Raw genomic sequence first — 24,708 nt, 5'->3', positions numbered from 1 at the left:
CGTGAGCCGCCGGCGAGCCGTCTCGGCTCTGGCATTCGCCGCAATCGTCGGGTTAGGGTCCGCCGGAAAATCTTCCCCGGTGGTGAGTATTTGTCGATGAATTTCGTTCGCAGTGTTGGGCGCCATCGTTCGTGGCTGATGGTCTGCCTCGTGATCATGTTCGGTGCACTGCTGGCTCCGGCCGCGCAGGCTGCGAGCGTCCAGCCGCTCGAGATCGTCACCAAATCGGGCGTGCACGTCTTCTCGGTCGAAATGGCGACCACCGAGCAGGAGAAGGAAACCGGCCTGATGTACCGGAAGGAGCTCGCGGACGGCAAAGGCATGCTGTTCGACTTCTCGCCGGAGCAGGAAGTATCGATGTGGATGAAGAACACCTACATCTCGCTCGACATGATCTTCATCCGCGCCGACGGGCGCATCCTGCGGATCGCCGAAAACACCGAGCCGCTCTCGACCAGGATCATTCCCTCGCGCGGGCTCGCCAAGGGCGTGCTCGAGGTGATTGCCGGGACCGCGCAGAAATACGGCATCCAGCCCGGCGACCGGGTGGCCCATCCGCTGTTCGGCGGCCGTTAGCATCCGGCTTTGACGCGATTTCCGGACGGAAACCGGTGCCGGATTCGTCGCACGAGGCCCCCATCCGTGCCTTGCTGGCGCTGACTGAAGCGTGTATCCACAGGGCTTCTCGGAAATGTCGGGGTATAGCGCAGCCTGGTAGCGCGGCAGTTTTGGGTACTGCAGGTCGTTGGTTCGAATCCAGCTGCCCCGACCATCCAAATCAAAGACTTAACAGAGACGCTCCGTCGGTAGATGAGCCGGACGCGATGTTTATGATCGGCGCGTGCTCGGCATTCGTATCTGACTTGATCCACAAATCGCGGTCGGTTGGCACCCTGAACTAGCAAGCGCGGGACCGAAGCCGCCCGCGCTCCACTGCTCGCAACTTCAGCCGCCCGGGCGCTGACCAGATCAACGGGCCGGCGGGTTGTAGCGATCCAGGATCACGGTTCTTGAGCCACTCTCCGGCGGTCGCGAGATGGGGTCGTCGAATTTGTGATAGCGGTCGAACTGCTGCTGCTCATCGCGCAGATGCGGCGCTTCGGCGGACGAGTAAGCTCTATTTGCACCGTTCCAGTGATCAAATCCCGACACGACGCAACCCCGTCTTGATTCAGATGCAGGTTGGTTAGCATCGTTGTGGGGGTATCTCTGTATCGTCGTGGCAACACCACCAGCAATCCGCCCGACATGAGCACACGGATTGTTTCTGTGGCACTCTGTGCGTGAACAGCGTTCTGGGACGGGTGACCAAGCTTCGGCCGAGATTGTCTCGCCTGAGGCAACAACGCCGTCTGGACGGAATATGCTCGTCCAGACGGCGCCGTCGAAATACTGGGCCCTGAAATCCCCAGTGCCAATGGGTCGTGCGGGCGGGGGATAGGTTCAACGTTGCGCCGCCTTGCTGCAGTCCAAGCCACGACATCGTGAGCTGCGATCTCGAGCGGATGTGGCTTGCCGATAACGCGCACGCGCTGGCAGGGTAGTCCGGCCCGACAAGACCAATCCGCGAGAAAGCACCATGGCGCGCAGACTGATCGATATCTCCGTCCCCCTGCAGAACGACGTTCCGGCCGATCCGCCCGGCAATCATCCGACCATCCAGTATATCGATCATCAGCAGGGGCTGCCGCGCATGCTGCAGTTCTTCGATGGACTGAAGGCCGAGGACCTGCCCGACGGACAGGGCTGGGCCGTCGAGCAGGTCTCGCTCTCCACCCACAACGGCACGCATCTCGATGCGCCCTGGCATTTCCATCCGACCATGAACCGCGGCGAGCGGTCCTGGACCATCGACGAGGTGCCGCTGGAATGGTGCTTCCAGCCGGGCGTGAAGCTCGACTTCCGCCATCTGCCTGACGGCTATGTCGCGACCGCCAAGGATGTCGAAGCCGAGCTGAAGCGCATCCGCCACACGCTGTCGCCGCTCGAGATCGTCGTCGTCAACACCAGCGCGGGCGCGAAATACGGCCGGCCCGACTACGTCAATTCGGGCTGCGGCATGGGCTACGAGGCGACGATGTATCTGCTCGAGCGCGGCGTGCGGCTGACCGGCATCGACGGCTGGAGCTGGGACGCGCCGTTCGTCTTCACCGCGAAGAGATACGCCGAGACCAAGGACGCCAGCCTGATCTGGGAAGGGCACAAGGCCGGGCGGCACATCGGCTACTGCCACATCGAGAAGCTGCACAATCTCGAGCAGCTGCCGTCGACCGGGTTCATGGTGTCGTGCTTCCCGGTGAAGATCGAGCGCGCGTCGGCGGGGTGGACGAGGGCGGTCGCGATCCTCGACGGCTAGGCGCGCCCCGGGGTTGTGTCCGGCCAGCTTCGGGAACCGGTGGACAGGCTGTGCATTACGGCCGGTTGTTGCGGCACGGCTACAGCTTGAGGCAGCCAAATCTGTTCTTATGCACGCAGTAGATGCATTGAGTGATCGGGCCGCCGGCTCGTCCTCGCGTCCCGATTTCGGAAGCGTTCTCTCCCGTGACTAGAGCCCCGGCGTCTTCCGGGGCTCTTTCTTGCGTGCCGCAGCCGAACCAAGCCCGGCAGGTGAACCAACCCCCAAAAGCAAATCAGGTGCGTCGGGACCGACGCACCTGATTTCATGTCTTCAATATCGCTTGTGTCGGCCGGGCGGTTGTTACCACCGGCAAACGCGAACACCACGCGGGGTCCACCAGCAACGGGGACCGACGTAACCGCCGTAGTAGCCATAGCCACGGCCATATCCATATCCGCGGCCATAGCCCCACCCGCGACCGCGGCCCCAGCCGCCGCCGCGATAGCCCCAGCCACCGCCGCGTCCGCGCCAGGCTTGCGCAGGCGCTGTCGTGACGCCGACCAGGATGGCGGAGGTGCTTGCGACATAGACGAACAACAAAGCGACTGCTGCTAGGCAACGAGTCAGGATATTGTAGCGTTTAGTCATTCTGAAGATCTCCAGTCCACTTCCAAACATCTGAACTGATGCTGGCTGTCTCGCTTAGACGCGCGACACCGGCATTCGGTTCGAGCATGCTAAGACAATATTTTCACTAAGGTTCTTGCGAGCTTTAAGGACTCTATTGAGACCAACAGGTAAGGTCAAGTTACAGTCCCGCCTGCAAAGGATGCTGTCGTTGCTGCGCTCATCTTGTCGTTCATCCGCCGTTCATTCTGTTCATCTTGCGTTGCGCCGATTTGATTTGTGCATCGCAGAAGCAGAGATTTGAGAACCTCGGAAAATGCCGGCGAGAACTTGAAGTCGACACGATCCTGTTCTCTGAGCGTTGCAGTATCCTCCCAAAGAGTGCCCATGCCGAAACAACACACTTACGTCCTCGGTCTCAACGTCTACGACCATGACGTCAGCGCCTGCCTGCTGCGTGACGGCGCGATCGCCTACGCGATCTCCAAGGAGCGCATCACCCGCGAGAAGCACGCCTCCGGCTTCTACAAGGAAGTCGTCGACTACTGCCTGTCGGCCGAGGGCATCACCCTCGACGACGTCGATCTCGTGGTGCGCAACAGCTACATCCTGCCGGTGCCCGAGATGGAGGAGCGGATGCTCCACCAGGATATGCCGGGCTTCCTGCCGATCACCGAACGGAACGAGGCAATCAAGCATCCGCTGTTTCGTTCCAAATCCGACAAGGTGGTGTCGATCTCGCACCACCTCGCGCATGCCTACAGCGCGTTCGCGGTGTCGCCATTCAGGGACGGCGTCGTGATGATCGTCGACGGCGTCGGCAATTATCGGGCCGACGCGATGGAGTCCTACTCCGAGGATGCGGCATCGCCGCTGGCCCGCGAGTCCGAGAGCTACTACAGGTTCGACGACACCAGGCTCGAATGCCTGAAGAAGGTCTGGATGGAGCCGGCGCGCGGGCTGTTGTCGGACGAGTTCTACAACATGCCGGGGCTGGGGGCGCTGTACAGCCGGGTCTCGACCTATGTGTTCGGCGACTGGAACAAGTGCGGCGAGCTGATGGGGCTTGCTCCCTATGGCCGCCATGAGCAGGTCGGCCATCTGCTCGAGATGAAGGACGGCAAGCTGCACGTGCCGTTCTGGGGCGCCGAGAACCAGCAGCCGTTCGTGCTCGACAGCGGCAGCTGGGACAAGAGCCCGGCGATGCGGCACTGGGAGGACATCGCCTGGCGGGTGCAGGACGACACCGAGAACGTGCTGCTCGCGCGGGCGCGCTGGCTGCGCGAGACCACGGGTGCGAAAAATCTCTGCATCGCCGGCGGCGTCGCGCTGAACTGCGTGGCCAACGGCCGCATCGCGCGCGAGTCAGGTTTCGACAACATCTGGATCCAGCCCGCGGCCGGCGACGACGGCATCGCCATCGGCTGTGCCTATTACGGCTGGCTCGAGGTGCTCAAGCAGCGCCGCTCGTTCGTGATGGACCACGCCTATGTCGGGCGGCGCTACAGCGACGCCGAGGTGGCCGCCGCGCTGCAAAGCTTCCTGGTGCGCATCCAGATCGACGCGAAGCGCAGCGACAATATCTGCCGCGACACCGCAAAGCTGCTCGCCGACCAGCGCGTGATCGGCTGGTTTCAGGACCGTTCCGAGTTCGGTCCGCGCGCGCTCGGCAACCGCAGCCTGATCGCCGATCCGCGCAAGGCCGAGATGAAGGACATCCTCAACAGCCGCGTGAAGCACCGCCAGGCCTTCCGGCCGTTCGCGCCGATCGTGCTGGCCGAGCGCATGAAGGAGATCTTCGAAGGCGAGGAGGACTCGCCCTACATGCTGATCGCAAAGCCGGTGCGGCCGGAATGGCGCGACAGGATCCCGGCGATCGTGCATGTCGACGGTTCGGCACGGGTGCAGAGCGTGCGGGAAGAGACCAACCCGATGCTCTATCGCCTGCTGAAGGAGTTCGAGGCGCTGACCGGCGTGCCGGTCCTGATCAACACCTCGTTCAACGTCAAGGGCGAGCCGATCATCGAGACGCCGCAGGACGCGGTCAGCTGCTTCCTCACCACCGGGATCGACAACCTCGTGATGCACGACACGCTGGTGTCGAAGACCGCCATGCACAAGGTGGTTACGCCTATCATGACGACGTTCGGCGACGTCGCCACCATCGTCTCCTCGGCGACGCAGGACGGCAGCCGCGGCGGCGGCTGACGTCTGTTACGCCGCCGTCGCCGGCGCCGAGGGTTTTGCCGCCGGCGGTTTGACCGGCTTGTCCTGCCGCTTCGACCACGAGATGTAATAGGCCACGATCGTCATGATCGCGATGCCGGAGATGCTGACGAAGATCTGCGCGAACAGCGAGCCCGAGCTCATCGAGAGCTCGAAATGTCCGACAAAGGACAGGAACACGCCGACGCAGAACACCGCCAGCGACTGCTGGCCGCAGACGATCAAGGGATCGAACACCTTCCACTCCAGCGCCGCCCAGTCCTTCGGGATGAAGCGGATCACCAGCACCGTGATCACCACGAAGTGCAGGAAGCGATACGGCGCAAGGTTGGTCTTGTCGTTCGGGTTGAAGGCCGAATAGAGCCAGTCCGGAAACATGGCGCCGAAGTCCGGGAAGCGTCCGGCCATCGTCATGATCAGCGCGAAGATCATATAGGCGATGCAGAACCACAGCGTGTAGCGCGAGTTGATGATGCGCATGTTGTTGCGCGCGCCGCCCATCGCGCACCACGAGCCGAACACGAACAGCACCTGCCAGGCGAATGGATTGAAGTACCAGCTGCCGGCCGGGTAGGCCGGCAGGTTCCAGCCCTGGTGGCGCGACACCAGCCACAGCACGAGCGAGGCCGCCATGGTCCAGTTCGGCCGCCGCAGCATGAACCACAGCACCGGCGGGAACAGGCCCATCAGCACGATATAGAGCGGCAGCACGTCGAGATTGACCGGCTTGAATTTCAGGAACAGGCCCTGGCGCAGCGTCTCGGTGGCGTTGTCGACGAGGCCGGCGACGTTGAACTCGTTGATGATCTCGGAATCGCCGAAGCGCAGCGCCAGATAGCTGATCGAGGCGATGTAGATCACGAACAGGATGATGTGGGCGACGTAGAGCTGCCAGACCCGCTTGGTCAGCCGGGTGGCGCCGACGATGAAGCCGCGCTCCAGCATCATGCGGGCATAGACGAAGGAGGCGGTGTAGCCGGAGATGAAGACGAACAGGTCCGCGGCGTCGCTGAAGCCGTAATTCCGCGTCGTGATCCAGTTCACGACGTTGTCGGGGATGTGATCGAGATAGATCGCCCAGTTCGCGACCCCGCGGAACAGGTCGAGCCGGAGGTCACGTCCTTTTTCGGGCAGGGTAGCGTGGATTTCCATGGGGCGCCGCTTCCTCGAGGTGATGCTTGTCGAGAAGATCGCGCCGCGAGCCCAGCGGGCTCCAAAGGAAGCCTCCCGAGGCCAGATTGTCACAGCGCGGTAGAATGACTATACCGGTCCGGCGAAGGCTGCCTCCGAGATCGAGGAATCACCGATCAGATCGTTGATAGGTGTCTCTATACTATCCCGGCGGTTTCCTTCAAATCGCTTCCATGTCGCACATCCCACGGGGCCGACCATCCATGACCGCACGCATTTTTAAGCCCGCCAAAAACGCGATGCAATCGGGACGTGCCAAGACCAAAGAGTGGCAACTGGACTACGAGCCGGAGCAGCCGCGCTCCGTTGAGCCCTTGATGGGCTGGACCTCGTCCACCGACATGAAGCAGCAGCTGACGCTGCAGTTCGAGACCAAGGAAGAGGCGGTCGCCTATTGCGAGCGCAAGGGCATCGCCTACCAGGTGATCGAGCCGAAGGATTCGGCGCACCGCCAGATCGCCTATGCCGACAATTTCGCGTTCCGCCGCTGGGAGCCTTGGACCCACTAAGATTGGACCCACTAAGGTTCGACGCGCTGGTCCGGACTGGCGCCCCGATCAGCTTGCCGCGGGCGCGGCGAGGGCGCCCGGGATCGGCAGCGGCGCGTCCTTGGAGACGCCGAGCACCGGAAAGCTTCTGATCTTGCGCACATTGGGCAGGCCGGCGAATTGCAGCAGCTGTTGGCGCATGTCGTCGACGCTGGGCGCGACGCATCGGAGCATGAAGTCGGCATCGCCCGAGATCCGCCAGCATTGCAGGAAGCGCGGCACGGCTGCCACCGCCGCTTCGAACGCCTCAATCGCGCTCAGCGTCTGGCTGTCGAGCTGGATCAGCACGAAAGTCGTCACCTCATAGCCGAGCAGCCGTTCGTCCAGCGTGGCGCGGATCGCCTGGATCACGCCGCGGCCGCGCAGGGCGCGGACCCGGCGCAGGCAGGGCGGGGCAGTGATGCCGACCCGCTCGGCGAGCTCGTTGATCCTGATCCGGCCGTCCCGCTGCAACTCGGACAGGATCCGCAGATCGATGTCATCGAGTTGTGGGCGCTCGGTCACGGTCACGAGCCCGCCGCGGCGGCGCGCCGGCTGTCGCTGCCGTGGCTCGCCTGGCCGATCGCGGCTTGCGGCGCGACGCCCGACAGCACCAGCTTCTCATGCGCCGCGATGATGGCGTCGCGGGTCAGCCGGCCGCCGGGGCGGTACCAGGTGCAGAGCCCGGTGAGCAACGCCAGGATCGCGAAGGTCGCGACCTGGATGTCGACCACCTCGAACACGCCGTCCGACACCCCGTCGGTCAGGATCTGCGCCAGCCGCTGCTCATAGGCGCCGCGCAGCGCCACCACGGCGTCGTAGTTCTTCGCATCGAGGCTGCGCAGCTCGGAATTGGCGATGAAGACCTCGCGCTTGCGGGTCATGTGATAGGTGACATGGAACGCGACAAAGGCGCGCAGCTTCTCGGCCGGATCGGCCTTGCCCTCCAGCGCAAGATCAAGCTCGCGCAGCAAATCGTTGATATGGTCCTGCACCAGATCGAACAGCAGGTCCTGCTTGGTTGAGATATGGTTGTAGAGTGAGCCCGCCTGAATGCCGACCTCGGCGGCAAGCTGGCGCAGGCTCATGGCCTCGTAGCCGTGCTCGAAGATCAGGCGCACACCGGCCTTGCGGATCGCCTCCAGCGTGGTGGGACCGTGTGAGCCGATCGTGCGTGCCATCGGGGCGCCTCGGAGGGTGTTGGCTTGCCAAGGATAACGGGGAAACAAGCGAACGACCGTATGTATATCGCATGAAATCCCAGTGAATTCAACGAACTGCGGATTTCGCGCCCAAACCATAGCACGGTTGCTTGCGAAGCCAAGAAAAAAACGTATGATCGTTTAATTGCAAGATGAATCTCACGGGAGGGGATCATGGCCTCGAACCAGGCGGCAATCTTCAATTTCGACCTTGGCGAGACCGCGGATGCGATCCGCGAGACGGTGCATGATTTCTCAACCAACGAGATCGCGCCGCGCGCCGCCGAGATCGACCGCAGCAACCAGTTTCCGCGCGACCTCTGGCCGAGGATCGGCGCGCTCGGCCTGCACGGCATCACCGTCGAGGAGGAGTATGGCGGCTCGGGCCTCGGCTATCTCGAGCACTGCATCGCGGTCGAGGAGATCTCGCGGGCGTCGGCCGCGGTCGGCCTGTCCTACGGCGCGCATTCCAACCTCTGCGTCAACCAGATCCGCCGCAACGGCAATGAGGCGCAGAAGCGCAAATACCTGCCGAAGCTGATCTCGGGCGAGCATGTCGGCTCGCTCGCGATGTCGGAGCCGCAGGCCGGCTCGGACGTGGTCTCGATGAAGACCCGCGCCGACAAGAAGGGCGACCGCTTCGTCCTCAACGGCAACAAGATGTGGATCACCAACGGCCCGGTCGCCGATACGCTGGTGATCTACGCCAAGACCGATCCGAACGCCGGCCCGCGTGGCATCACCGCCTTCATCATCGAAAAGGGCATGAAGGGATTTTCCACCGCGCAGAAGCTCGACAAGCTCGGCATGCGCGGCTCCGACACCTGCGAACTGGTGTTCGAGGATTGCGAGGTGCCGGAGGAGAACGTGCTGTCCGAGGTCGGCCGCGGCGTCAACGTGCTGATGAGTGGTCTCGACTATGAGCGCGCGGTGCTGGCGGCGGGGCCGATCGGCATCATGCAGGCCTGCATGGACGTCGTGCTGCCTTACGTCCACGAGCGCAAGCAGTTCGGCGAGCCGATCGGCTCGTTCCAACTGGTGCAGGGCAAGGTCGCCGACATGTACACCACGATGAACGCCTCGCGCGCCTATGTTTACGCGGTGGCGAAGGCCTGCGACCGCGGCGAGACCACGCGCGAGGACGCCGCCGGCGCCATCCTCTATGCCGCCGAGAAGGCCACCCAATGCGCGCTGGATGCGATCCAGCTGCTCGGCGGCAACGGCTACATCAACGATTATCCCACCGGCCGCTTGCTGCGCGACGCAAAGCTCTACGAGATCGGCGCCGGCACCAGCGAGATCCGCCGCATGCTGATCGGCCGCGAACTGTTCGCCAAGACGGCCTGATGTCCTCTCCCTCTCCGCGCGCTTGCGGGAGAGGGGCGGGGTGAGGGGCTGTCACCGCATCAGTGGTGGCAGTTGTGCTCGCCCCGGCATGATGATTGACCTTGAACCCCACCGATACTCCAACGAAACGTGCAACACCGATGCCGCTTCATTCGACGATCGATCCCACATCTTCTGAATTTGCCCGCAACGCCGAGGTGATGCGCGGCCTGGTCGCGGAGCTCCGCGGAAAACTCAACCAGGTGGCCGGCGGCGGCGGCGAGACATCGCGCAAGCGGCACACCTCGCGCGGCAAGATGCTGGCGCGCGATCGCGTCGATCTGTTGGTCGACCCCGGCACCGCGTTCCTCGAACTGTCGCCGCTCGCCGCCTACGGGCTCTATGGTGGTGACGTGCATTCCGCCAGCGTCATCACCGGCGTCGGGCGCATCGCGGGGCGCGAGTGCATCATCGTCGCCAACGACGCCACCATCAAGGGCGGCACCTATTACCCGATGACGGTGAAGAAGCATCTGCGCGCCCAGGACATCGCGCGGCAGAACAATCTGCCCTGCGTGTACATGGTGGATTCCGGCGGCGCCTTCCTGCCGTTGCAGGACGAGATATTTCCCGACGAGCGGCATTTCGGCCGCATCTTCTACAACCAGGCTCAGATGTCGTCGCAGGGCATCCCGCAGATCGCGATCGTGATGGGCTCCTGCACCGCGGGCGGCGCCTATGTGCCGGCGATGTCCGACGAGAGCATCATCGTGCGGAATCAAGGCACGATCTTCCTCGGTGGTCCGCCGCTGGTGAAGGCCGCGACCGGCGAGGTCGTCACCGCCGAAGAGCTCGGCGGCGCCGATGTCCACTCCCGGCAGTCGGGCGTGACCGATCACTATGCGCAGAACGACGCCCACGCGATCGGGATCGCGCGCCGCATCGTCGGCACGCTGAAGCAGCCGGTGAAGGCTCGGCTCAACATGCGCCCTCCGCAGGAGCCGCTGTTTCCGGCCGAGGAGATCTATGGCGTGGTCTCCGCCGATGGCAGAAAACCGTTCGACGTGCACGACATCATCGCGCGGATCGTCGACGGCTCCGAATTCGACGAGTTCAAGAAGCTCTACGGCACTACGCTGATCTGCGGCTTCGCCCATATCTTTGGCTATCCGGTCGGCATCATCGCCAATAACGGCATCCTGTTCAGCGAAAGCTCGCTGAAGGGCGCGCATTTCATCGAGCTGTGCTGCCAGCGCGGCATTCCCCTGGTGTTCCTGCAGAACATCACCGGCTTCATGGTCGGCAAGAAATACGAGGCGGGCGGCATCGCGCGCGACGGCGCCAAGCTGGTGACGGCGGTTGCCACCGCCGGCGTGCCGAAATTCACCGTCGTCATCGGCGGCTCCTACGGCGCCGGCAATTACGGCATGTGCGGCCGCGCCTACAGCCCGCGTTTCCTCTGGCTGTGGCCGAATGCGCGCATCTCGGTGATGGGCGGCGAGCAGGCCTCGATGGTGCTCAGCCAGGTGCGCCGCGACGGCATCGAGGCCAAGGGCGAGAGCTGGTCGGCGGAAGAGGAAGACAAATTCCGCGAGCCGATCCGCGCGCAATACGAGAAGCAGGGCAATCCCTATTACGCCACGGCGCGGCTGTGGGATGATGGCGTGATCGATCCGGCCGATACCCGCCTCGTGCTCGGGCTCGGCCTGTCGGCGGCGGCCAACGCGCCGATCGAGCCCACGAAATTCGGCCTGTTCAGGATGTGACCCAGGATCTGATCATGGACCGCTCAAAACTCACCCGGCGTTTCCGCACGCTTCTGATCGCCAACCGCGGCGAGATCGCCTGCCGCGTCATCCGCTCGGCGCGCGCCATGGGGCTGCGCACCGTCGCTGTTTATTCCGAGGCCGACCGCGACGCGATGCATGTCGCGCTTGCCGACGAGGCCGTGCTGCTCGGGCCGGCACGGGCGCGCGACAGCTATCTCAACATCGAACGCGTCATCGCCGCCGCCAAGGAGACCGGCGTCGAGGCGGTGCATCCCGGCTACGGCTTCCTGTCTGAAAATGCCGAGTTCGCGCAGGCCTGTCTTGAAGCAGGTTTGGTGTTCGTCGGCCCGACCGCCGAGATGATGACGGCGATGGGCTCGAAGTCCGGCTCCAAGGCGCTGATGGAGAAGGCCGGCGTGCCCTTGGTGCCCGGCTATCACGGCGAGGCCCAGGACGAGGCGACGCTGGCGGAGGCCGCCAACCGGATCGGCTTCCCCGTGCTGGTGAAGGCGTCCGCCGGCGGCGGCGGACGCGGCATGCGCGTGGTCAATTCGGCGGCTGAACTCACGGCCGCGATCACCAGCGCCAAGCGCGAGGCCAAGGCGGCATTCGGCGACGACCGCATGCTGATCGAGAAATACGTGCAGAACCCGCGCCACATCGAGGTGCAGATCATCGGCGACAGCCACGGCAATCTGCTCTCGCTGTGGGAGCGCGAATGCACGCTGCAGCGCCGCCACCAGAAGGTAATCGAGGAGGCGCCATCGCCGACGCTGAACGCCGCGCAACGCGAGACGGTTTGCGAGGCCGCCCGCAAGGCCGCCGGTGCGGTCAACTATATCGGCGCCGGCACCATCGAGTTCGTCTCCGACGGCAAGGATGTGTTCTTCATCGAGATGAACACCCGCCTGCAGGTCGAGCATCCCGTCACCGAGCTGATCACCGGCGTCGATCTCGTCGAATGGCAGCTGCGCGTCGCCTTCGGCGAGGCGCTGCCGCTGAAGCAGGACGAGATCAGGCTGAACGGGCATGCCATCGAGGCACGCGTCTACGCCGAAAATCCGCAGAAGAACTTCATGCCCTCGGTCGGCCGCATCAAGACCTGGCGCACGCCACAGGAAGGCGACGGCCTGCGCATCGATGCCGGCTATCGCAGCGGCGATAACGTCTCGCCGTACTATGACGCGATGCTCGCCAAGGTGATCGCCTGGGCGCCGACGCGCGAGGGCGCGATCGAGAAGCTCAATCGCGGGCTTGAGGAAACCGATGTCCGCGGCATCGTCACCAATATCCCGTTCCTGTCGGCGCTGGTGATGCACAAGGATACGCGAGCCAATGCGATCGATACCGGTTTCATCGAGCGCGAGCTGAAGAACCTGACGTCGGGCACGGGCGCTGCCGGCGAGTTCGAGCTTTGCGCGGCGGTGGCCGCGATCGTCAACGACGAGCAGAAGGCGGCGCGGCGCGAGGCCAACTCGCCTTGGCAGGCCTTCGGCTGGATGCCGGTCGGCCGCCGTCAGCGGGTGTTTTCGTTCCGGCAGGGCCATGAGCCCGCCCAGACCATCACGCTGCACTATGGCAATGGACCGTCGACGCTCTCCGTCGGCGGCCGCGAGCTCGCCTTCGCGATCTCGTCAGGCGGCGATGACGGCTTCGATCTGACGCTCAACGGCCTCAAGTCGCGCATTGCTTCGGTCGTCGAAGGCCACGAGCTTTACTTGCGCACCCGCAACGGCCGCTTCGACCTGCATTGGGTCGATCCGTTCGGCGGCGAGAGCGAAGAGCAGGTCGGCGAGGACAAGATCGTTGCTCCCTTGCCGGGCACCGTGGTCGCGCTGCTGGCCGAGGAGGGTGCGACACTCGAGAAGGGCGCGCCGATCCTCACCCTGGAGGTGATGAAGATGGAGCAGACCCTGCGCGCGCCCTATGCCGGCGTGCTGAAGAAGCTCAGATGCAAGGTCGGCGACATCGTCGGCGAGGGCGTCGAGCTTGCCGAAGTCGAACCTGCGGCCGCGTCATGAGCGATCAGATCAAGATCATCGAGATGGGGCCGCGCGACGGCCTGCAGAACGAGAAGACGCCGGTCGGCGTCGAGGCGCGCATCGCCTTCGTCGAGGCGCTGGTGGCGGCCGGGCTCAATACGGTCGAGGTCGGCGCCTTCGTGTCGCCGAAGGCGATTCCGCAGATGGCGAGCTCCGACCAGGTGCTGCGCGGCGTCAGCCACATCAAGGGCGCCGAATTCCACGTGCTGGTGCCGAACGAGAAGGGCTATGACGCCGCGCGCGCTGCCGGCGCCCAGGTGGTCTCGGTGTTCGCGGCGGCCTCCGAAGGCTTCTCGCGCGCCAACATCAACTGCTCGGTCGCGGAATCGATCGAGCGTTTCAAGCCGGTGCTGGCGCGCGCCAAGGCGAATGGCGTCAGGGTGCGCGGCTACGTTTCCTGCGTGCTCGGCTGTCCGTTCGACGGCGAGATCAAGCCGAAGGCGGTCGCCGACCTCGCGGTGACGTTGTGGGATCTCGGCTGCTACGAGATCTCGCTCGGCGACACCATCGGCGTCGGCACGCCGCTGAAGGCCAAGCAGATGCTGCGTGCGGTCGGTTCTGAGTTGCCGGTCGGCAACCTCGCGATGCACTTCCACGACACCTACGGCCAAGCGCTGGCCAATCTCTATGCCGGCATGGAGGAGGGCGTCCGCGTCATCGATGCCGCCGCCGGCGGCCTCGGCGGCTGCCCCTACGCCCCCGGCGCCACGGGCAATGTGGCGACGGAGGACGTCGTCTACATGCTCGAGGGCATGGGCGTGAAGACAGGGATCGACATGGACAGGCTGCTGGCCACGACGAACGAAGTCGCCGGCTTGCTCGGCCGTCCGCCGGTGAGCCGTGTTGCGTCCGCGCTCAACGCGAAACGGAAGCGGCTCGGCAACTCGTAAATTGTGGGGTGCTTGGGGCGATTTGGGATTATAGCCGCCTCAACCTTCGGCGCTCGCGCTCGGAGTTATGCGCTGCGAAGCGCAGATTCAAGGCACATAGTCGCGCCCCTGGCTTGCGCAGTCTGGGCTCCCGAAGCTGGACTCTCAACCCATATGCGTTTGGTGCGACAGCGCCTCGCGCTATCGCCGCCCTCCTTGAGGGCGTTTCCTCCCTAGACTTGGGCCGCTTGTTGTTTCGAGCGGCCCTTTTTCTTACGCTGCCGGAGCGTTGATCGTCGCGATCACGGCCCTCATATCGGTCGCCAGCTCGCGATAGTGCCCGCCCAGCCGCTGGTATAGCTCGCGGTTGCTCCCATCCAGCGTCCTGCTAGCGATCAGCTCGCATTCGTCGGCGAGGATCTCAAATCGTTCCAGCTTTGCTTGGAGAGCAGACATGGCGGGCGTTTCCCTGACCGTTACTGAGGGAGTTGCGACGCTACTACTCCGACTGCGTCTAGCGCAGCATAATTATAGGATAGAACTAAATTCTTCCGGGCAGTCACCTTGACCGAATGATGGGAGCGACTTGTCCGCCGTAGCTCGAACAGCGAAGGCGGAAACGCATGAGCGGTAATAAGGTGGTTGGAGCGAACCGAAGCTTTTCGCAGGTGGGAGGTATTCGGATCGGACGGTGGGGCGCAACCATTCCGTATGCGGTCCTCTCAGGAGATCAAGTCGCATTGAGCCTTGCGTCCTTTGGCCGCGAGTCCGTTTTCCATGTCGGTTGGAACCGGTTTTGCGGCGCACACAGCGGTCGTCATTGGCCCGGCTCCCGATTAAACCCTCCCGAAAGCGTTCATGGCTTGGTGACTCAAACGTGCTGAGGTGAAGGGGCTCGCAATTGCTCCAGGTGGATTCTCGCCATGTCCGGACAGGTGTCAGCTTCCCGCGGCCGAACGTTTCTGGCCGGAAAAATCGTCTTCAACTTCGGCCGGTCGGCCTTCGACTGCACGGTCCGCCAGCTCACGGAGACGGGCGCCACCGTGGAACTCGAGAGTGTCGTTGGCATTCCCGATCACATTCAACTGTTGCTCGTCGGCAGCAATCAGGTGAAGCCATGCAAACGGCTGTGGCAATCGGATCGCCAGCTCGGCCTGGCTTTTGAAGAGCAGCAGGCCAACGCTGCGGCGCCCGCGCCTGCTGCTCCTGCACCGGCCGCGATTCCGGAGCGGCGCAGCGGCGATATTCTGCGCGGGCACATGCTGGCGCTGCGCGCGGCGCTCGATCAGATCCCGGTCGGCATCCTGCTTTTGGACTCGGAGCTGAAAGCCCTGTTCATCAATCGTGCGTTTCGGAGCATGTGGGCGCTTCCGGACGCGGTGGCCGACCGCAACCCCACCTTCGCCGATCTGATGCAGCACGGCTGCAAGACCATGGCCTATGAGCTGCCGGCTGAGCAGCTTCATGCCTACCTTGCCGAGCGCGTCCGCCTCGTGAGCGTCGGGGACCCAAACCCGATCGATCTCAGGCGCAGCAATGGTGATGTGGTTCGATGCCAGTGCACGCCGCTGCCCGACGGCGGCCGGATGGTGAGCTACACGCCCGTGACCGACATCGTGCGCGCATCGGACCAGCTGAAGGTGCTGACCGGTGCGCTCGAGAACGTGGAGGACGGCGTCGTCCTGCTCGACCGCGATCTCAATACGATCTTCCTCAATCGGCGAATGCGGGACTTCTGGGAGGTGAGCGAGGAGGAGGTCGCGCGGCATCCGGCTTACATCACGCTGCTCACGCGCAACCGCCGCGCCGTTCCGGCGGGCGCGACACCGGAGCAAATCAGGGCCTTTCCCGCGAAGCGGATTGCGGAGATCAAGGCAGGCGATCACAAGCGCGACGTGCAGACGCCGGACGGCCGCCATATCAGGATCCATTGCTCGACGATGGCAAACGGCGGTCGCATGCTGACCTTCGTCGACGTGACCGATCTTGTCGCTAGCGCACGGCAGCTGGAGGTGCTTGCGACCACCGATCCGCTCACCGGATTGTTCAACCGCAGGCACTTCCTGACGGCGCTGGATGCGGAGTGGAGCCGGTTCCAGCGCTACTATCGTTCCGTATCCGTGCTGATGGTCGATATCGATCACTTCAAGAGCATCAATGATCGCTTCGGTCATGCGGCCGGTGACGAGGCCATCAAGGCTGTTGCCGGGATATGCATTCGGGGCAAGCGCAAGTCCGACGTCGTCGGCCGTGTCGGAGGCGAGGAGTTCGCGGTCCTGCTGCCGGAGACCACATTGTCGCGCGCCCGAACCGTCGCCGAGCGCATTCGCAAGAGGGCGGAAGCATTGTCATTGAGGGCCGATGATCGACTGGTGCCACTGACAGTGAGCATCGGCGTTGCCGAGGCCCTCACAAGCATGCCCGGGATAGACGCCCTGATGAAGGCCGCCGATGCGGCGCTCTACCAGGCCAAGGAGCACGGCCGGAATCGCACGGAGTGCTGGTCACCTCCGTCGCCACCGAAGCTGGCCGCCGGGTAAATTGCAGGAGTGGCTTTGATCGCTGCGCTCCACCGATCGTACGAGCGGCCTATTGCAGCAATGCGCTTGCGTGAGCGGAGCCCGGATGGCTCACGCACAGGGACGAATGTCTCGTGCACCACGGTGTGTAGGTGATTTCCGAGCCTGGGTGCGTGGTCGCAGTTGCGTTCGTTCGCTCGATCAGCGCATTCGACGACGTGCGCCAGGTCAAGGCCTTTGCAGGCCCAGCCGTGGAAGTTTGCGCCAGGCATGAGCCGCCCACCGTCAATCCGGCCAAAACCGACACGATCGGCAGCAATGACGATCGTGCAAATGTTGATGCATTGGTGGCCACTTCCGTACTCCCAGTCACAGTGAATCGCTGACCTTCTCGAAGCATGAATTCAGGCCCATGCAAGCCTGCATCGCCTTCTTGAGTTCTTCCGAGGGCTGACCATCCAGCGCGACGTCCGGGAAACCGTTCTGGCGAAGAAACACCTGCGCCTTCAGCAGCGTGCGACGGCCGCCCGCGTTCAATGCCTCGACAGCTTCCGTGGCCGCATCCCCGAAGCGCTTCAATCGGACCGAGACGAGAGCCCGCTGCATGCGGTAGCGGGCGAGTTCGTTGCCGCCAATGGCATAGTTCGGCCGGCTTCCGATCGGGCCAAGGACCGTGTTGTAGTCCTGCAGCGCCGCAGCGTCGTCGCCTAGAATTTCGTTGGCCATGGCGCGCGTGACGACCAGATCGAGCCGCGGCTCCTCCTTCAAGGCTTCGGTCAAGTCGGCTACGGCCTGTTGCGGATGCCCGGCAGCGACGTTGGCCTTGCCCCGGAGCGCAAGCAGGTTGCTGTTTCGCTGATCGCCGGTAAGGAGGAAATCCAGGTCAGCCACAGCCTCGTCGGGCAGGCCAAGCGCCAAGCGAAGCCTCGCGCGTGCCTCCCGGGAGAAGCGATGGTCGGGATGCGCCGACAATATCCTGTCGAACAGGGGCAATGCCTGATCCGGTCGCGTGTCGATCAGGCGCGCTGCATCAGTCGCTTGCAGGTTTGCATCGTCGGAACGCTGTTGCAGGGCGAGCTTGATCTCGCGTTCGGCGCGAGCGCTATCTCCGGTCGTCAGCGCGAGACGCGCCACGAGGTGACGGATATCTACGTTGTTTGGAGTGAGCTTCAGTGCCTCGTCCGCTTCGACGAGCGCATTGGGCAGTTCGCCCGTGTCAATGTAGAACTTCGCGCGGTCGATGCGCGCGGCCGCCTGCTGTGTTGCGTCCGTTACGTCGGCGAGCGCCGGCAACGGGCAGGGCTGCTTCTTGTATTTCGCGAGCATGCAGGGGGTGGTGGTCACGTGGATGCCGCCGGCCGCGGATTGTCCGGTGTCGAACGCGAGCGCTGGTGTGACTGACGCGACGATCAGGATTACCGCGCAACGCGCGATGGCATTCGAAAATCTCGTCATCGACAGTCCTCGTCAAGCATGCAGGCGCGAACCGCATCGGTCACGGCTGGCCGCGGGTCGGTATCGGGCGCGATTGCGGCGAGGTATCCGCGCTTTTGAAGTTCGCCGAGCTCCCATTCCATGAAGCCCGGATCCAGTTGGAATGCGGTGATGCCCTCGGAGGCTGCTTCCTCGTTCTTTCCGAGCGCTCGCAGCGTCTTCGCGTAGTACCACCGCATGGTGCCGTTGATCGGATATCCCTTCAGTGCCCGCGCGAATTCGGCTGCGGCCGTTTGATATTCGCGGCGGCCGAAGTGGAGCATCGCCTGTTGGTTTAGGCTGAACCAGTAGTCGGGATCGAGAGTCAGCGCCTTGTCGAGATCGTCCTGGGCTGCGCTCAACGATGGCGGAGGCGCACCCGGGGCGTACACGGTCTGTGTAAGCCTGAATTCTGCACGCCAGGCATATGTCAGCGGGTCGGGATCGATCTCAACCGCGTGGTCGTAGGCTTGCTGCGCTTCATTGATGCGCCCGACGATCCTGAGCAGAAGTGCGCGCTCGATCGCCATTGCGATCCGGTAAGTGGTCTGCCTTACATAGCAGGTGACTTCCGATGGTCGGGTGATAACAGGCGTCGGCAACCGAAGGATCGCCTCGGCTTCCTCGATTGCCTCACCGTTGAGGTTGTTTGTCTTGAGCAAAAGGAAGCGATTGTAGCGTGCCAGCGGATCATCCGGCTGCAACCGGATCGCCTCGTCGTATGCCGCTCTTGCCTGCGCGAATTTCTCCGGTCCACCCAGAGAAAGGGCCGCGCCAATCATGCCGTACACATTGCCATATCCGGGCTTGAGTTCCAGCGCGCGGCGGGCGTGGGCGAACAACGTCTCGAAATCCCGCTTGTCAAATGCCGTCCAGCCGCGGCGCAAGTGCAGTTCCGGATCGTCAGGCGCGATCTTGAGGGCGGCTTCATAATCCCTGATGGCGTCGTCCAGATGTTCGGTCCTGTGGAGAGCGCGGCCGCGCACTTTCAAGGCTTCGGCACGCTCCGCCGGCGCAAGCTGGTCCTGGCTTAGGGTGAACGTGCAGCTTCTGACGGTTTGGCGGGGATCGGTCTCGAACATGCTCATCGAACACTGCCCGTCGGCGAGCGATGCTCCGGAATTCCCGACGCAACAGAGTAGAATGAATGATGCGATGACGCCGCTACGCTGAAGCACTGAATCCGCCCCGTGGATGAACGGAGCAGCATTGCCGCTATTGGTAGTAAAATCGGGTCAATACAATCTCGCAAATTTTAGCTGGTTCGCATTTTGTCGGAGGTACCATTATCGGGGCGGCGCTAGCCGGATTGCAAGATCACTGGGTTGCCCGACGGCGCAAGGCCCCGTGACAAAAATATTTCGCTTTATCCGAAGCGCAGTTCAGTGTATAAATAAACCCGTCTCACCCGACCGAGGGGCGGATCGCGATCGTCACGAACGCCGGCGGTGTGAGATGCGGTGGACGCTGATTGCGCAACTGACGAGTGCACGTGAGGTGGACGGCGAAATCGTGCAGGTCGGGACCCCATAACCACCAAACGTGATTGTTGAACGACGCTGGAATGGCGAGTTCCGCTCATAATGACCGCCACTGGATCCTGGTCTTCGCCGGGACCGACAGCGGCTGTCCTTCAATCCAGCTGCTCAAACGAGCTCCGCCAGGCGGCAATCTATAGGCTACCGTGGTCAGGCCGGCGTCAGGTCCCCCATAAGGACTGATAATACATGGTTGCGCGGCGGCCACGATTGTTGCGATGTTGCAACGGTGCCTGAACATTTAACCTTAAAAGCACCCGGTCCGTAGTCGCGCCGCTTTTTAGCCACACCCCGACATGAAAGGATATTCACGTAGCTGAATAGCCAGCGCTCCGACGGCGGGACATTTTTTCGGGTTCCGGCGTTGATGGAGGAAAGAGCGCCGGGAACAGGGTCGCGATGGACGCCAAGACGAACATCAAGGGCAGGCTGCCCAGCCGTCACGTGACGGAAGGGCCCGAGCGCGCTCCGCACCGTTCCTATCTCTACGCGATGGGGCTGACGACAGCCCAGATTCATCAACCCTTTGTCGGCGTTGCTTCATGTTGGAATGAAGCGGCTCCGTGCAACATTTCGCTGATGCGCCAGGCGCAGGCGGTGAAGAAGGGCGTCGCCTCGGCCGGCGGCACGCCGCGCGAGTTCTGCACCATCACCGTCACCGACGGCATCGCGATGGGCCATGACGGCATGCGCTCGTCGCTGCCGTCGCGCGAATGCATCGCCGATTCGGTCGAGCTCACGGTCCGCGGCCACTCCTATGACGCGCTGGTCGGGCTCGCCGGCTGCGACAAGTCGCTGCCGGGCATGATGATGGCGATGGTCCGCCTCAACGTGCCGTCGATCTTCATCTATGGCGGCTCGATCCTGCCCGGCAACTTCCGCGGCCAGCCGGTCACCGTTCAGGACATGTTCGAGGCGGTCGGCAAGCACTCGGTCGGAGCCATGTCGGACGAGGACCTCGACGAGATCGAGCGGGTGGCCTGCCCGTCGGCCGGCGCCTGCGGCGCCCAGTTCACCGCCAACACCATGGCGACCGTCTCCGAGGCGATTGGCCTTGCGCTCCCGTATTCCGCCGGGGCCCCGGCGCCTTACGAGATCCGCGACTCCTTCTGCGCTGCCGCGGGCGAGAAGGTGATGGAGCTGATCGAGAAAAACATCCGGCCCCGCGACATCGTCACCCGCGAAGCCCTTGAAAATGCTGCGGCCGTGGTTGCAGCCTCAGGTGGTTCGACCAATGCTGCGCTGCACCTGCCGGCGATCGCCCATGAGTGCGGCATTAAATTCAATTTGTTCGACGTCGCCGAAATCTTCAAAAAGACTCCTTACGTCGCGGATTTGAAGCCGGGCGGCCGTTATGTTGCCAAAGACATGTTTGAAGTAGGTGGCATTCCGCTGCTGATGAAGACGCTGCTCGACAATGGCCACCTGCACGGGAATTGCCTGACCGTCACTGGCCGAACGATCGCCGAAAACCTCAAAAGCGTGAAATGGAATCCGCACCAGGATGTGGTGCGGCCCGCCGACAATCCGATCACCGTGACGGGTGGGGTTGTCGGGCTGAAGGGTAATCTCGCTCCGGAGGGTGCGATCGTGAAGGTCGCGGGAATGTCCAACCTGAGGTTTACCGGTCCGGCCCGGTGCTTCGACCGCGAGGAAGACGCCTTCGAGGCGGTGCAGAAGCGCACCTACAGGGAAGGCGAGGTTATCGTGATCCGCTACGAGGGGCCCAAGGGCGGTCCCGGCATGCGGGAGATGCTGGCGACCACGGCGGCGCTGACCGGGCAAGGGATGGGCGGCAAGATTGCCCTGATCACCGATGGCCGGTTCTCCGGCGCCACCCGTGGCTTCTGCATCGGACATATTGGACCCGAGGCGGCTGTCGGCGGGCCGATCGGGTTGTTGCAAGACGGCGACATCATTGAGATCGATGCGGTCGCCGGCACCCTTAACGTAAATTTGAGCGACGCCGAACTCGCAAATCGTAAGACCAAATGGGCCCCGCGCGCGACGAACCATACATCTGGTGCGCTGTGGAAGTACGCCGAGCAAGTGGGGCCGGCGGTGGATGGCGCAGTCACCCATCCGGGTGGCGCGTACGAGAAACAGTGTTATGCGGACGTTTAGGCGTACGATATTGGCGTTTGCGTTAGGGGCCATTCCGGTGGCGGGCCCCGGATTCGGATTCGACGGCGCTCCGGTCAACCCACAAGATACGGTTCTTCCTGTGGTTTCCCCGCAGCCGGGGACAGCCGGCGCGCTGAAACGGGCCGCGACCCCGGTGGCGCCTGCGGCGACCTCGCCGACCTCGTCGTTCAGCACGCTGCAGTATCAGGCCGAGGGCGGTCACCCCGTCGCGCAGTGGAAGCTCGGCAAGATGTACGCCGAGGGCGATGGCGTCATCCAGGACGACATGCGCGCCTTCGAGTATTTCAGCCGGATCGCCAATGCGCATGCCGAGGATTCGCCGTCGGCGCCGCAGGCCTCGATCGTGGCCAACGCCTTCGTCGCGCTCGGCCGCTACTATCTGAGCGGCATTCCCAATTCCAAGGTGAAGGCGGACACCGAGCGGGCGCGGGAGATGTTCTCCTATGCCGCGTCCTATTTCGGCAATGCCGACGCCCAGTACGACCTTGCCCGGCTGTACCTGAAGACGCCGGACGCCTCGCGGGACGACTTCCGCTACGGCGCGCGCTGGCTCGGGCTCGCCGCCCAGAAGGGCCAGCATCAGGCGCAGGCGCTGCTTGGCCAGATGCTGTTCAACGGCGACCGGCTGCCGCCGCAGCGGGCACGCGGCCTGATGTGGCTGACGCTGGCGCGCGACAGCGCGACGCCGGATGAGGCCTGGATCAAGGAAAGCTACAACCGGGCGATCGCCAAGGCGTCCGAGGACGATCGCGCGATGGCGCTGCAGATGCTCGAGCACTGGGTGCAGGGCCGCCGGGATTGATCTCCCGGCCGGCCGGTGCGGGTCAGGCGGTCTCGAAATCGAGATCGGCCCAGACCGGGACATGGTCGGACGGCTTCTCCCAGGCCCGGACATAGCTGTCGATGCCGACATCGATCAGCCGGTCGCTCGCCTGCGGCGACATCAAGAGGTGGTCGATGCGCAGGCCCCAGTTCTTCTGCCAGGCGCCGGCCTGGTAGTCCCAGAAGGTGTACTGGCCGGGCTCGTCATTGACGGCGCGGAGCGCGTCGGTCAGGCCGAGGCCGAGCAGCGACTGGAAGGCCTCGCGGGTGGCGGGGCGGAACAGCGCGTCATCGGCCCAGGCGGCGGGATTGTAGACGTCGCGGGCCGCCGGGATGACGTTGAAGTCTCCGGCCAGGATTAGCGGCTCCTCGGCCTTCAGCCGCTCCTTCGCATACCCAAGAAGCCGGGACATCCACTTGAGCTTGTACGGATATTTGTCGGTATTGGCGGGGTTGCCATTGGGCAGATAAAGGCACGCGACCCGGATCACGCCCTGCTTCAGCGTGACGACGCCTTCGAGGAAGCGGGCATGGGCGTCCTCGTCGTCGCCGGCGAGGCCCGATTTGGTTTCGTCGAACGGCAGCTTGGAGAGCAGCGCGACGCCGTTGAAGGTCTTCTGGCCGTGGGTGACGACATTGTACCCGAGCGCCTCGACCTCCAGGCGAGGAAACGCGTCGTCGACGCATTTGATCTCCTGCAGACAGACGATGTCGGGGGAACACTCCTTCAGCCAGTTGACCAGAAGTTCGATCCGTTGCCGGACCGAGTTGACGTTCCACGTAGCGATGCGCATGCAAATGACCGGATTGAAGCCGCACTATTTCACTTAGGTGGCATACCATGGGCGGTCCGCCTGTGCTAACCCTCTCCGGAAACAAGGCGCAACAATTGCCGACGGGGGGAGTGACGACGCGCACCGGCCTTCAAGGGAAGCCGGTGGCGCACGTGCAAAACTTATGAAAAAACGAAATTTGGTTCTGACTGTCGCTGTTCTCGGCATTGCGGCCGGGGCGGCTTACATGACCCGCACGTCATGGATGGGTGGCGGTGCCGCCACCGCGCAAGGGACGGCGCGGCCGCGCGTGGTGTCCGTGGATCTCGCCAAGGCGGAACGCAAATCGGTTCCGGTCGATGCCGATGCCATTGGACAGGTCACGCCGATCTCCAGCGTGGCGCTGAAGTCGCGGCTGGAGACCACCATTGTCTCGGTGCATTTCGAGGACGGCGCCAGGGTCAATGAGGGCGATCTGCTGTTCACGCTCGACGCGCGGCAGATCGACGCGCAGATCGAGCAGGCCGAGGGCGTCCTGGCGCGCGACCAGGCCCAGCTCGAGGGCGCGCAGCGCGACCTCCGCCGCTACACCGAACTGGTCGGCAAGGGCGCAACCACCCAGGTCAACCTCGACAACGCCAAGACCCAGTCCGACGTCCTGATCGGCACCATCAAGGCTGACCGGTTCGCGCTGGAAAACCTTCGCGTCCAGAAGAGCTACACCGTCATCCGCGCACCATTCGCGGGGCGGATCGGCGCTGCCAATGTCAAGGTCGGCAACTTCGTCCGCCCCGCCGACACCCAGCCGCTCGCGGTCATCAACCAGATGGCACCGGTCTATGTCACCTTCGCGATCCCGCAGCGGGCGCTGGTCGATCTGCGCGACGCCATGGGGAAAGGCGATTCCAAGGTCATCGCGACCATTCCCGGTCACCAGCGCTCCGAGCGCGGCAAGGTCGCGATGGTCGAGAACGCCGTCGACGCGACCACCGGCATGGTGACCGTGCGCGGCATCATGAGCAACGAGAGCGAGACGCTGTGGCCCGGCACCATCGTGCAGACCAAGCTGATCATCCGCAGCGAAGACGCGGTCGTGGTGCCGACGGTCGCGGTGCAGCGCAGCCAGAACGGCAATTTCGTTTTTGTCGTCAAGGACGGCGTCGCCAAGGTCCGGCCGGTCAAGGTCGATCGCACCTTCCAGGGCAGCTCCGTGATCTCAGACGGATTGGCGGGCGATGAAAGCGTCGTTGTCGACGGCCAGCTGCTGCTGTCCGAGGGATCGCGGGTCGAACTGCGGGCACGCAAGGCCGGAGCCTGACCG

General features: G+C 63.8%; 22 protein-coding genes and 1 tRNA gene. 14 read left to right on the top strand and 9 right to left on the bottom strand.

What is annotated here, in order from left to right; genetic code table 11:
- The first annotated feature begins 96 nt into the window (after positions 1–96).
- Together JEY66_RS24780 and JEY66_RS24775 are read left to right on the top strand one after the other, a co-directional pair.
- On the top strand, positions 97–576 hold the full coding sequence (locus JEY66_RS24780; protein WP_026192728.1) for a DUF192 domain-containing protein: 480 nt from the start codon (positions 97–99) through the stop codon (positions 574–576).
- Between the two features lie 119 nt (positions 577–695).
- Positions 696–772 (top strand) — tRNA-Pro (locus JEY66_RS24775).
- Positions 773–969: 197 nt separating this feature from the next.
- Here the strand turns inward: JEY66_RS24775 and JEY66_RS24770 are convergent.
- Positions 970–1,152: a hypothetical protein gene (locus JEY66_RS24770; RefSeq protein WP_129964999.1), complete on the bottom strand. Its 183-nt coding sequence runs from the start codon at positions 1,150–1,152 to the stop codon at positions 970–972.
- A gap of 427 nt (positions 1,153–1,579) precedes the next feature.
- Here JEY66_RS24770 and JEY66_RS24765 point away from each other — a divergent pair, with 427 nt between their 5' ends.
- The gene (locus JEY66_RS24765) at positions 1,580–2,356 is read left to right on the top strand and encodes a cyclase family protein (RefSeq protein ID WP_018271503.1); all 777 of its coding nucleotides are present in this window, start codon (positions 1,580–1,582) and stop codon (positions 2,354–2,356) included.
- A 342-nt stretch (positions 2,357–2,698) separates the two neighbouring features.
- Here the strand turns inward: JEY66_RS24765 and JEY66_RS24760 are convergent, their stop codons facing one another.
- The gene (locus JEY66_RS24760) at positions 2,699–2,986 is read right to left on the bottom strand and encodes a hypothetical protein (protein ID WP_075968712.1); all 288 of its coding nucleotides are present in this window, start codon (positions 2,984–2,986) and stop codon (positions 2,699–2,701) included.
- A 366-nt stretch (positions 2,987–3,352) separates the two neighbouring features.
- On the opposite strand from JEY66_RS24760, the gene JEY66_RS24755 reads away from it, so the two are divergent.
- Entirely contained in the window at positions 3,353–5,173 is a 1,821-nt protein-coding gene (locus JEY66_RS24755; protein ID WP_018271504.1) for a carbamoyltransferase family protein, read from the top strand.
- Positions 5,174–5,179: 6 nt separating this feature from the next.
- On the opposite strand, the gene JEY66_RS24750 is transcribed toward JEY66_RS24755, so the two are convergent.
- Positions 5,180–6,343, bottom strand: a complete 1,164-nt coding sequence (locus JEY66_RS24750) for an OpgC domain-containing protein (RefSeq protein ID WP_018271505.1) — start codon at positions 6,341–6,343, stop codon at positions 5,180–5,182.
- 242 nt (positions 6,344–6,585) lie between these two features.
- Between JEY66_RS24750 and JEY66_RS24745 the strand changes: the two genes are divergently transcribed.
- Positions 6,586–6,891, top strand: coding sequence for an ETC complex I subunit (locus JEY66_RS24745; protein WP_016846428.1), 306 nt, complete (start codon positions 6,586–6,588; stop codon positions 6,889–6,891).
- A 48-nt stretch (positions 6,892–6,939) separates the two neighbouring features.
- Here the strand turns inward: JEY66_RS24745 and JEY66_RS24740 are convergent, their stop codons facing one another.
- Positions 6,940–7,434 (bottom strand): Lrp/AsnC family transcriptional regulator, encoded by a 495-nt coding sequence (locus tag JEY66_RS24740; RefSeq protein WP_038381079.1) that lies wholly within the window; start codon positions 7,432–7,434, stop codon positions 6,940–6,942.
- Between the two features lie 2 nt (positions 7,435–7,436).
- Entirely contained in the window at positions 7,437–8,090 is a 654-nt protein-coding gene (locus JEY66_RS24735; protein ID WP_018271508.1) for a TetR/AcrR family transcriptional regulator, read from the bottom strand.
- Between the two features lie 195 nt (positions 8,091–8,285).
- Between JEY66_RS24735 and JEY66_RS24730 the strand changes: the two genes are divergently transcribed.
- The 4 genes from JEY66_RS24730 to JEY66_RS24715 all read left to right on the top strand — a co-directional run bounded on the left by JEY66_RS24730 (position 8,286) and on the right by JEY66_RS24715 (position 14,138).
- Positions 8,286–9,458, top strand: a complete 1,173-nt coding sequence (locus JEY66_RS24730) for an isovaleryl-CoA dehydrogenase (RefSeq protein WP_018271509.1) — start codon at positions 8,286–8,288, stop codon at positions 9,456–9,458.
- Positions 9,459–9,598: 140 nt separating this feature from the next.
- Complete coding sequence (locus JEY66_RS24725; protein WP_018271510.1) at positions 9,599–11,203, top strand: carboxyl transferase domain-containing protein; 1,605 nt, start codon at positions 9,599–9,601, stop codon at positions 11,201–11,203.
- A gap of 14 nt (positions 11,204–11,217) precedes the next feature.
- Complete coding sequence (locus tag JEY66_RS24720; RefSeq protein ID WP_026192729.1) at positions 11,218–13,227, top strand: acetyl/propionyl/methylcrotonyl-CoA carboxylase subunit alpha; 2,010 nt, start codon at positions 11,218–11,220, stop codon at positions 13,225–13,227.
- Entirely contained in the window at positions 13,224–14,138 is a 915-nt protein-coding gene (locus tag JEY66_RS24715; protein WP_018271512.1) for a hydroxymethylglutaryl-CoA lyase, read from the top strand. The genes JEY66_RS24720 and JEY66_RS24715 overlap by 4 nt, the downstream gene beginning before the upstream one ends.
- A 252-nt stretch (positions 14,139–14,390) precedes the next feature.
- Here the strand turns inward: JEY66_RS24715 and JEY66_RS24710 are convergent, their stop codons facing one another.
- The gene (locus JEY66_RS24710) at positions 14,391–14,573 is read right to left on the bottom strand and encodes a hypothetical protein (RefSeq protein WP_016846867.1); all 183 of its coding nucleotides are present in this window, start codon (positions 14,571–14,573) and stop codon (positions 14,391–14,393) included.
- Between the two features lie 467 nt (positions 14,574–15,040).
- On the opposite strand from JEY66_RS24710, the gene JEY66_RS24705 reads away from it, so the two are divergent.
- Both JEY66_RS24705 and JEY66_RS24700 read left to right on the top strand, forming a co-directional pair.
- Positions 15,041–16,657: a sensor domain-containing diguanylate cyclase gene (locus tag JEY66_RS24705; RefSeq protein WP_018271513.1), complete on the top strand. Its 1,617-nt coding sequence runs from the start codon at positions 15,041–15,043 to the stop codon at positions 16,655–16,657.
- A gap of 152 nt (positions 16,658–16,809) precedes the next feature.
- The gene (locus JEY66_RS24700; RefSeq protein ID WP_041482651.1) at positions 16,810–17,022 is read left to right on the top strand and encodes a hypothetical protein; all 213 of its coding nucleotides are present in this window, start codon (positions 16,810–16,812) and stop codon (positions 17,020–17,022) included.
- Here the strand turns inward: JEY66_RS24700 and JEY66_RS24695 are convergent.
- Both JEY66_RS24695 and JEY66_RS24690 read right to left on the bottom strand, forming a co-directional pair.
- On the bottom strand, positions 17,006–18,091 hold the full coding sequence (locus JEY66_RS24695) for a tetratricopeptide repeat protein (RefSeq protein WP_018271514.1): 1,086 nt from the start codon (positions 18,089–18,091) through the stop codon (positions 17,006–17,008). The genes JEY66_RS24700 and JEY66_RS24695 overlap by 17 nt on opposite strands.
- Positions 18,088–19,197 (bottom strand): tetratricopeptide repeat protein, encoded by a 1,110-nt coding sequence (locus JEY66_RS24690; RefSeq protein WP_018271515.1) that lies wholly within the window; start codon positions 19,195–19,197, stop codon positions 18,088–18,090. The genes JEY66_RS24695 and JEY66_RS24690 overlap by 4 nt, the downstream gene beginning before the upstream one ends.
- Before the next feature lie 849 nt (positions 19,198–20,046).
- Between JEY66_RS24690 and ilvD the strand changes: the two genes are divergently transcribed.
- Both ilvD and JEY66_RS24680 read left to right on the top strand, forming a co-directional pair.
- On the top strand, positions 20,047–21,771 hold the full coding sequence (gene ilvD / locus JEY66_RS24685; RefSeq protein WP_018271516.1) for a dihydroxy-acid dehydratase: 1,725 nt from the start codon (positions 20,047–20,049) through the stop codon (positions 21,769–21,771).
- Positions 21,758–22,594 carry a tetratricopeptide repeat protein gene (locus JEY66_RS24680; RefSeq protein WP_026192730.1) on the top strand — a complete coding sequence of 279 codons (837 nt, stop codon included), beginning with the start codon at positions 21,758–21,760 and terminating at the stop codon, positions 22,592–22,594. The genes ilvD and JEY66_RS24680 overlap by 14 nt, the downstream gene beginning before the upstream one ends.
- A 22-nt stretch (positions 22,595–22,616) precedes the next feature.
- Here JEY66_RS24680 and xth read toward each other — a convergent pair whose 3' ends face one another.
- The gene (gene xth, locus JEY66_RS24675; RefSeq protein WP_018271518.1) at positions 22,617–23,408 is read right to left on the bottom strand and encodes an exodeoxyribonuclease III; all 792 of its coding nucleotides are present in this window, start codon (positions 23,406–23,408) and stop codon (positions 22,617–22,619) included.
- Between the two features lie 163 nt (positions 23,409–23,571).
- Between xth and JEY66_RS24670 the strand changes: the two genes are divergently transcribed.
- Entirely contained in the window at positions 23,572–24,705 is a 1,134-nt protein-coding gene (locus JEY66_RS24670; protein ID WP_026192731.1) for an efflux RND transporter periplasmic adaptor subunit, read from the top strand.
- The last annotated feature ends 3 nt before the right edge of the window (positions 24,706–24,708 follow it).

Source organism: Bradyrhizobium elkanii USDA 76 (assembly GCF_023278185.1).
GTDB classification, from domain to species: Bacteria; Pseudomonadota; Alphaproteobacteria; order Rhizobiales; family Xanthobacteraceae; genus Bradyrhizobium; species Bradyrhizobium elkanii.
The sequence above is the reverse complement of the archived record's forward strand: the minus strand, read 5'-3'. Positions and strand labels throughout refer to the sequence as shown.

Excerpts from the sequence above, each read along its gene's own strand:
- JEY66_RS24745 (WP_016846428.1), top strand. The coding sequence starts at position 6,586 with ATGACCGCACGCATTTTTAAGCCCGCCAAAAACGCGATGCAATCGGGA.
- JEY66_RS24780 (WP_026192728.1), top strand. The coding sequence starts at position 97 with ATGAATTTCGTTCGCAGTGTTGGGCGCCATCGTTCGTGGCTGATGGTC.
- ilvD (WP_018271516.1), top strand. The coding sequence starts at position 20,047 with ATGGACGCCAAGACGAACATCAAGGGCAGGCTGCCCAGCCGTCACGTG.
- JEY66_RS24765 (WP_018271503.1), top strand. The coding sequence starts at position 1,580 with ATGGCGCGCAGACTGATCGATATCTCCGTCCCCCTGCAGAACGACGTT.
- JEY66_RS24715 (WP_018271512.1), top strand. The coding sequence starts at position 13,224 with ATGAGCGATCAGATCAAGATCATCGAGATGGGGCCGCGCGACGGCCTG.
- JEY66_RS24680 (WP_026192730.1), top strand. The coding sequence starts at position 21,758 with ATGCGGACGTTTAGGCGTACGATATTGGCGTTTGCGTTAGGGGCCATT.
- JEY66_RS24730 (WP_018271509.1), top strand. The coding sequence starts at position 8,286 with ATGGCCTCGAACCAGGCGGCAATCTTCAATTTCGACCTTGGCGAGACC.
- JEY66_RS24725 (WP_018271510.1), top strand. The coding sequence starts at position 9,599 with ATGCCGCTTCATTCGACGATCGATCCCACATCTTCTGAATTTGCCCGC.
- JEY66_RS24705 (WP_018271513.1), top strand. The coding sequence starts at position 15,041 with ATGTCCGGACAGGTGTCAGCTTCCCGCGGCCGAACGTTTCTGGCCGGA.
- JEY66_RS24695 (WP_018271514.1), bottom strand. The coding sequence starts at position 18,091 with ATGACGAGATTTTCGAATGCCATCGCGCGTTGCGCGGTAATCCTGATC.
- JEY66_RS24760 (WP_075968712.1), bottom strand. The coding sequence starts at position 2,986 with ATGACTAAACGCTACAATATCCTGACTCGTTGCCTAGCAGCAGTCGCT.
- JEY66_RS24735 (WP_018271508.1), bottom strand. The coding sequence starts at position 8,090 with ATGGCACGCACGATCGGCTCACACGGTCCCACCACGCTGGAGGCGATC.
- xth (WP_018271518.1), bottom strand. The coding sequence starts at position 23,408 with ATGCGCATCGCTACGTGGAACGTCAACTCGGTCCGGCAACGGATCGAA.
- JEY66_RS24755 (WP_018271504.1), top strand. The coding sequence starts at position 3,353 with ATGCCGAAACAACACACTTACGTCCTCGGTCTCAACGTCTACGACCAT.
- JEY66_RS24750 (WP_018271505.1), bottom strand. The coding sequence starts at position 6,343 with ATGGAAATCCACGCTACCCTGCCCGAAAAAGGACGTGACCTCCGGCTC.
- JEY66_RS24720 (WP_026192729.1), top strand. The coding sequence starts at position 11,218 with ATGGACCGCTCAAAACTCACCCGGCGTTTCCGCACGCTTCTGATCGCC.
- JEY66_RS24690 (WP_018271515.1), bottom strand. The coding sequence starts at position 19,197 with ATGAGCATGTTCGAGACCGATCCCCGCCAAACCGTCAGAAGCTGCACG.
- JEY66_RS24710 (WP_016846867.1), bottom strand. The coding sequence starts at position 14,573 with ATGTCTGCTCTCCAAGCAAAGCTGGAACGATTTGAGATCCTCGCCGAC.
- JEY66_RS24670 (WP_026192731.1), top strand. The coding sequence starts at position 23,572 with ATGAAAAAACGAAATTTGGTTCTGACTGTCGCTGTTCTCGGCATTGCG.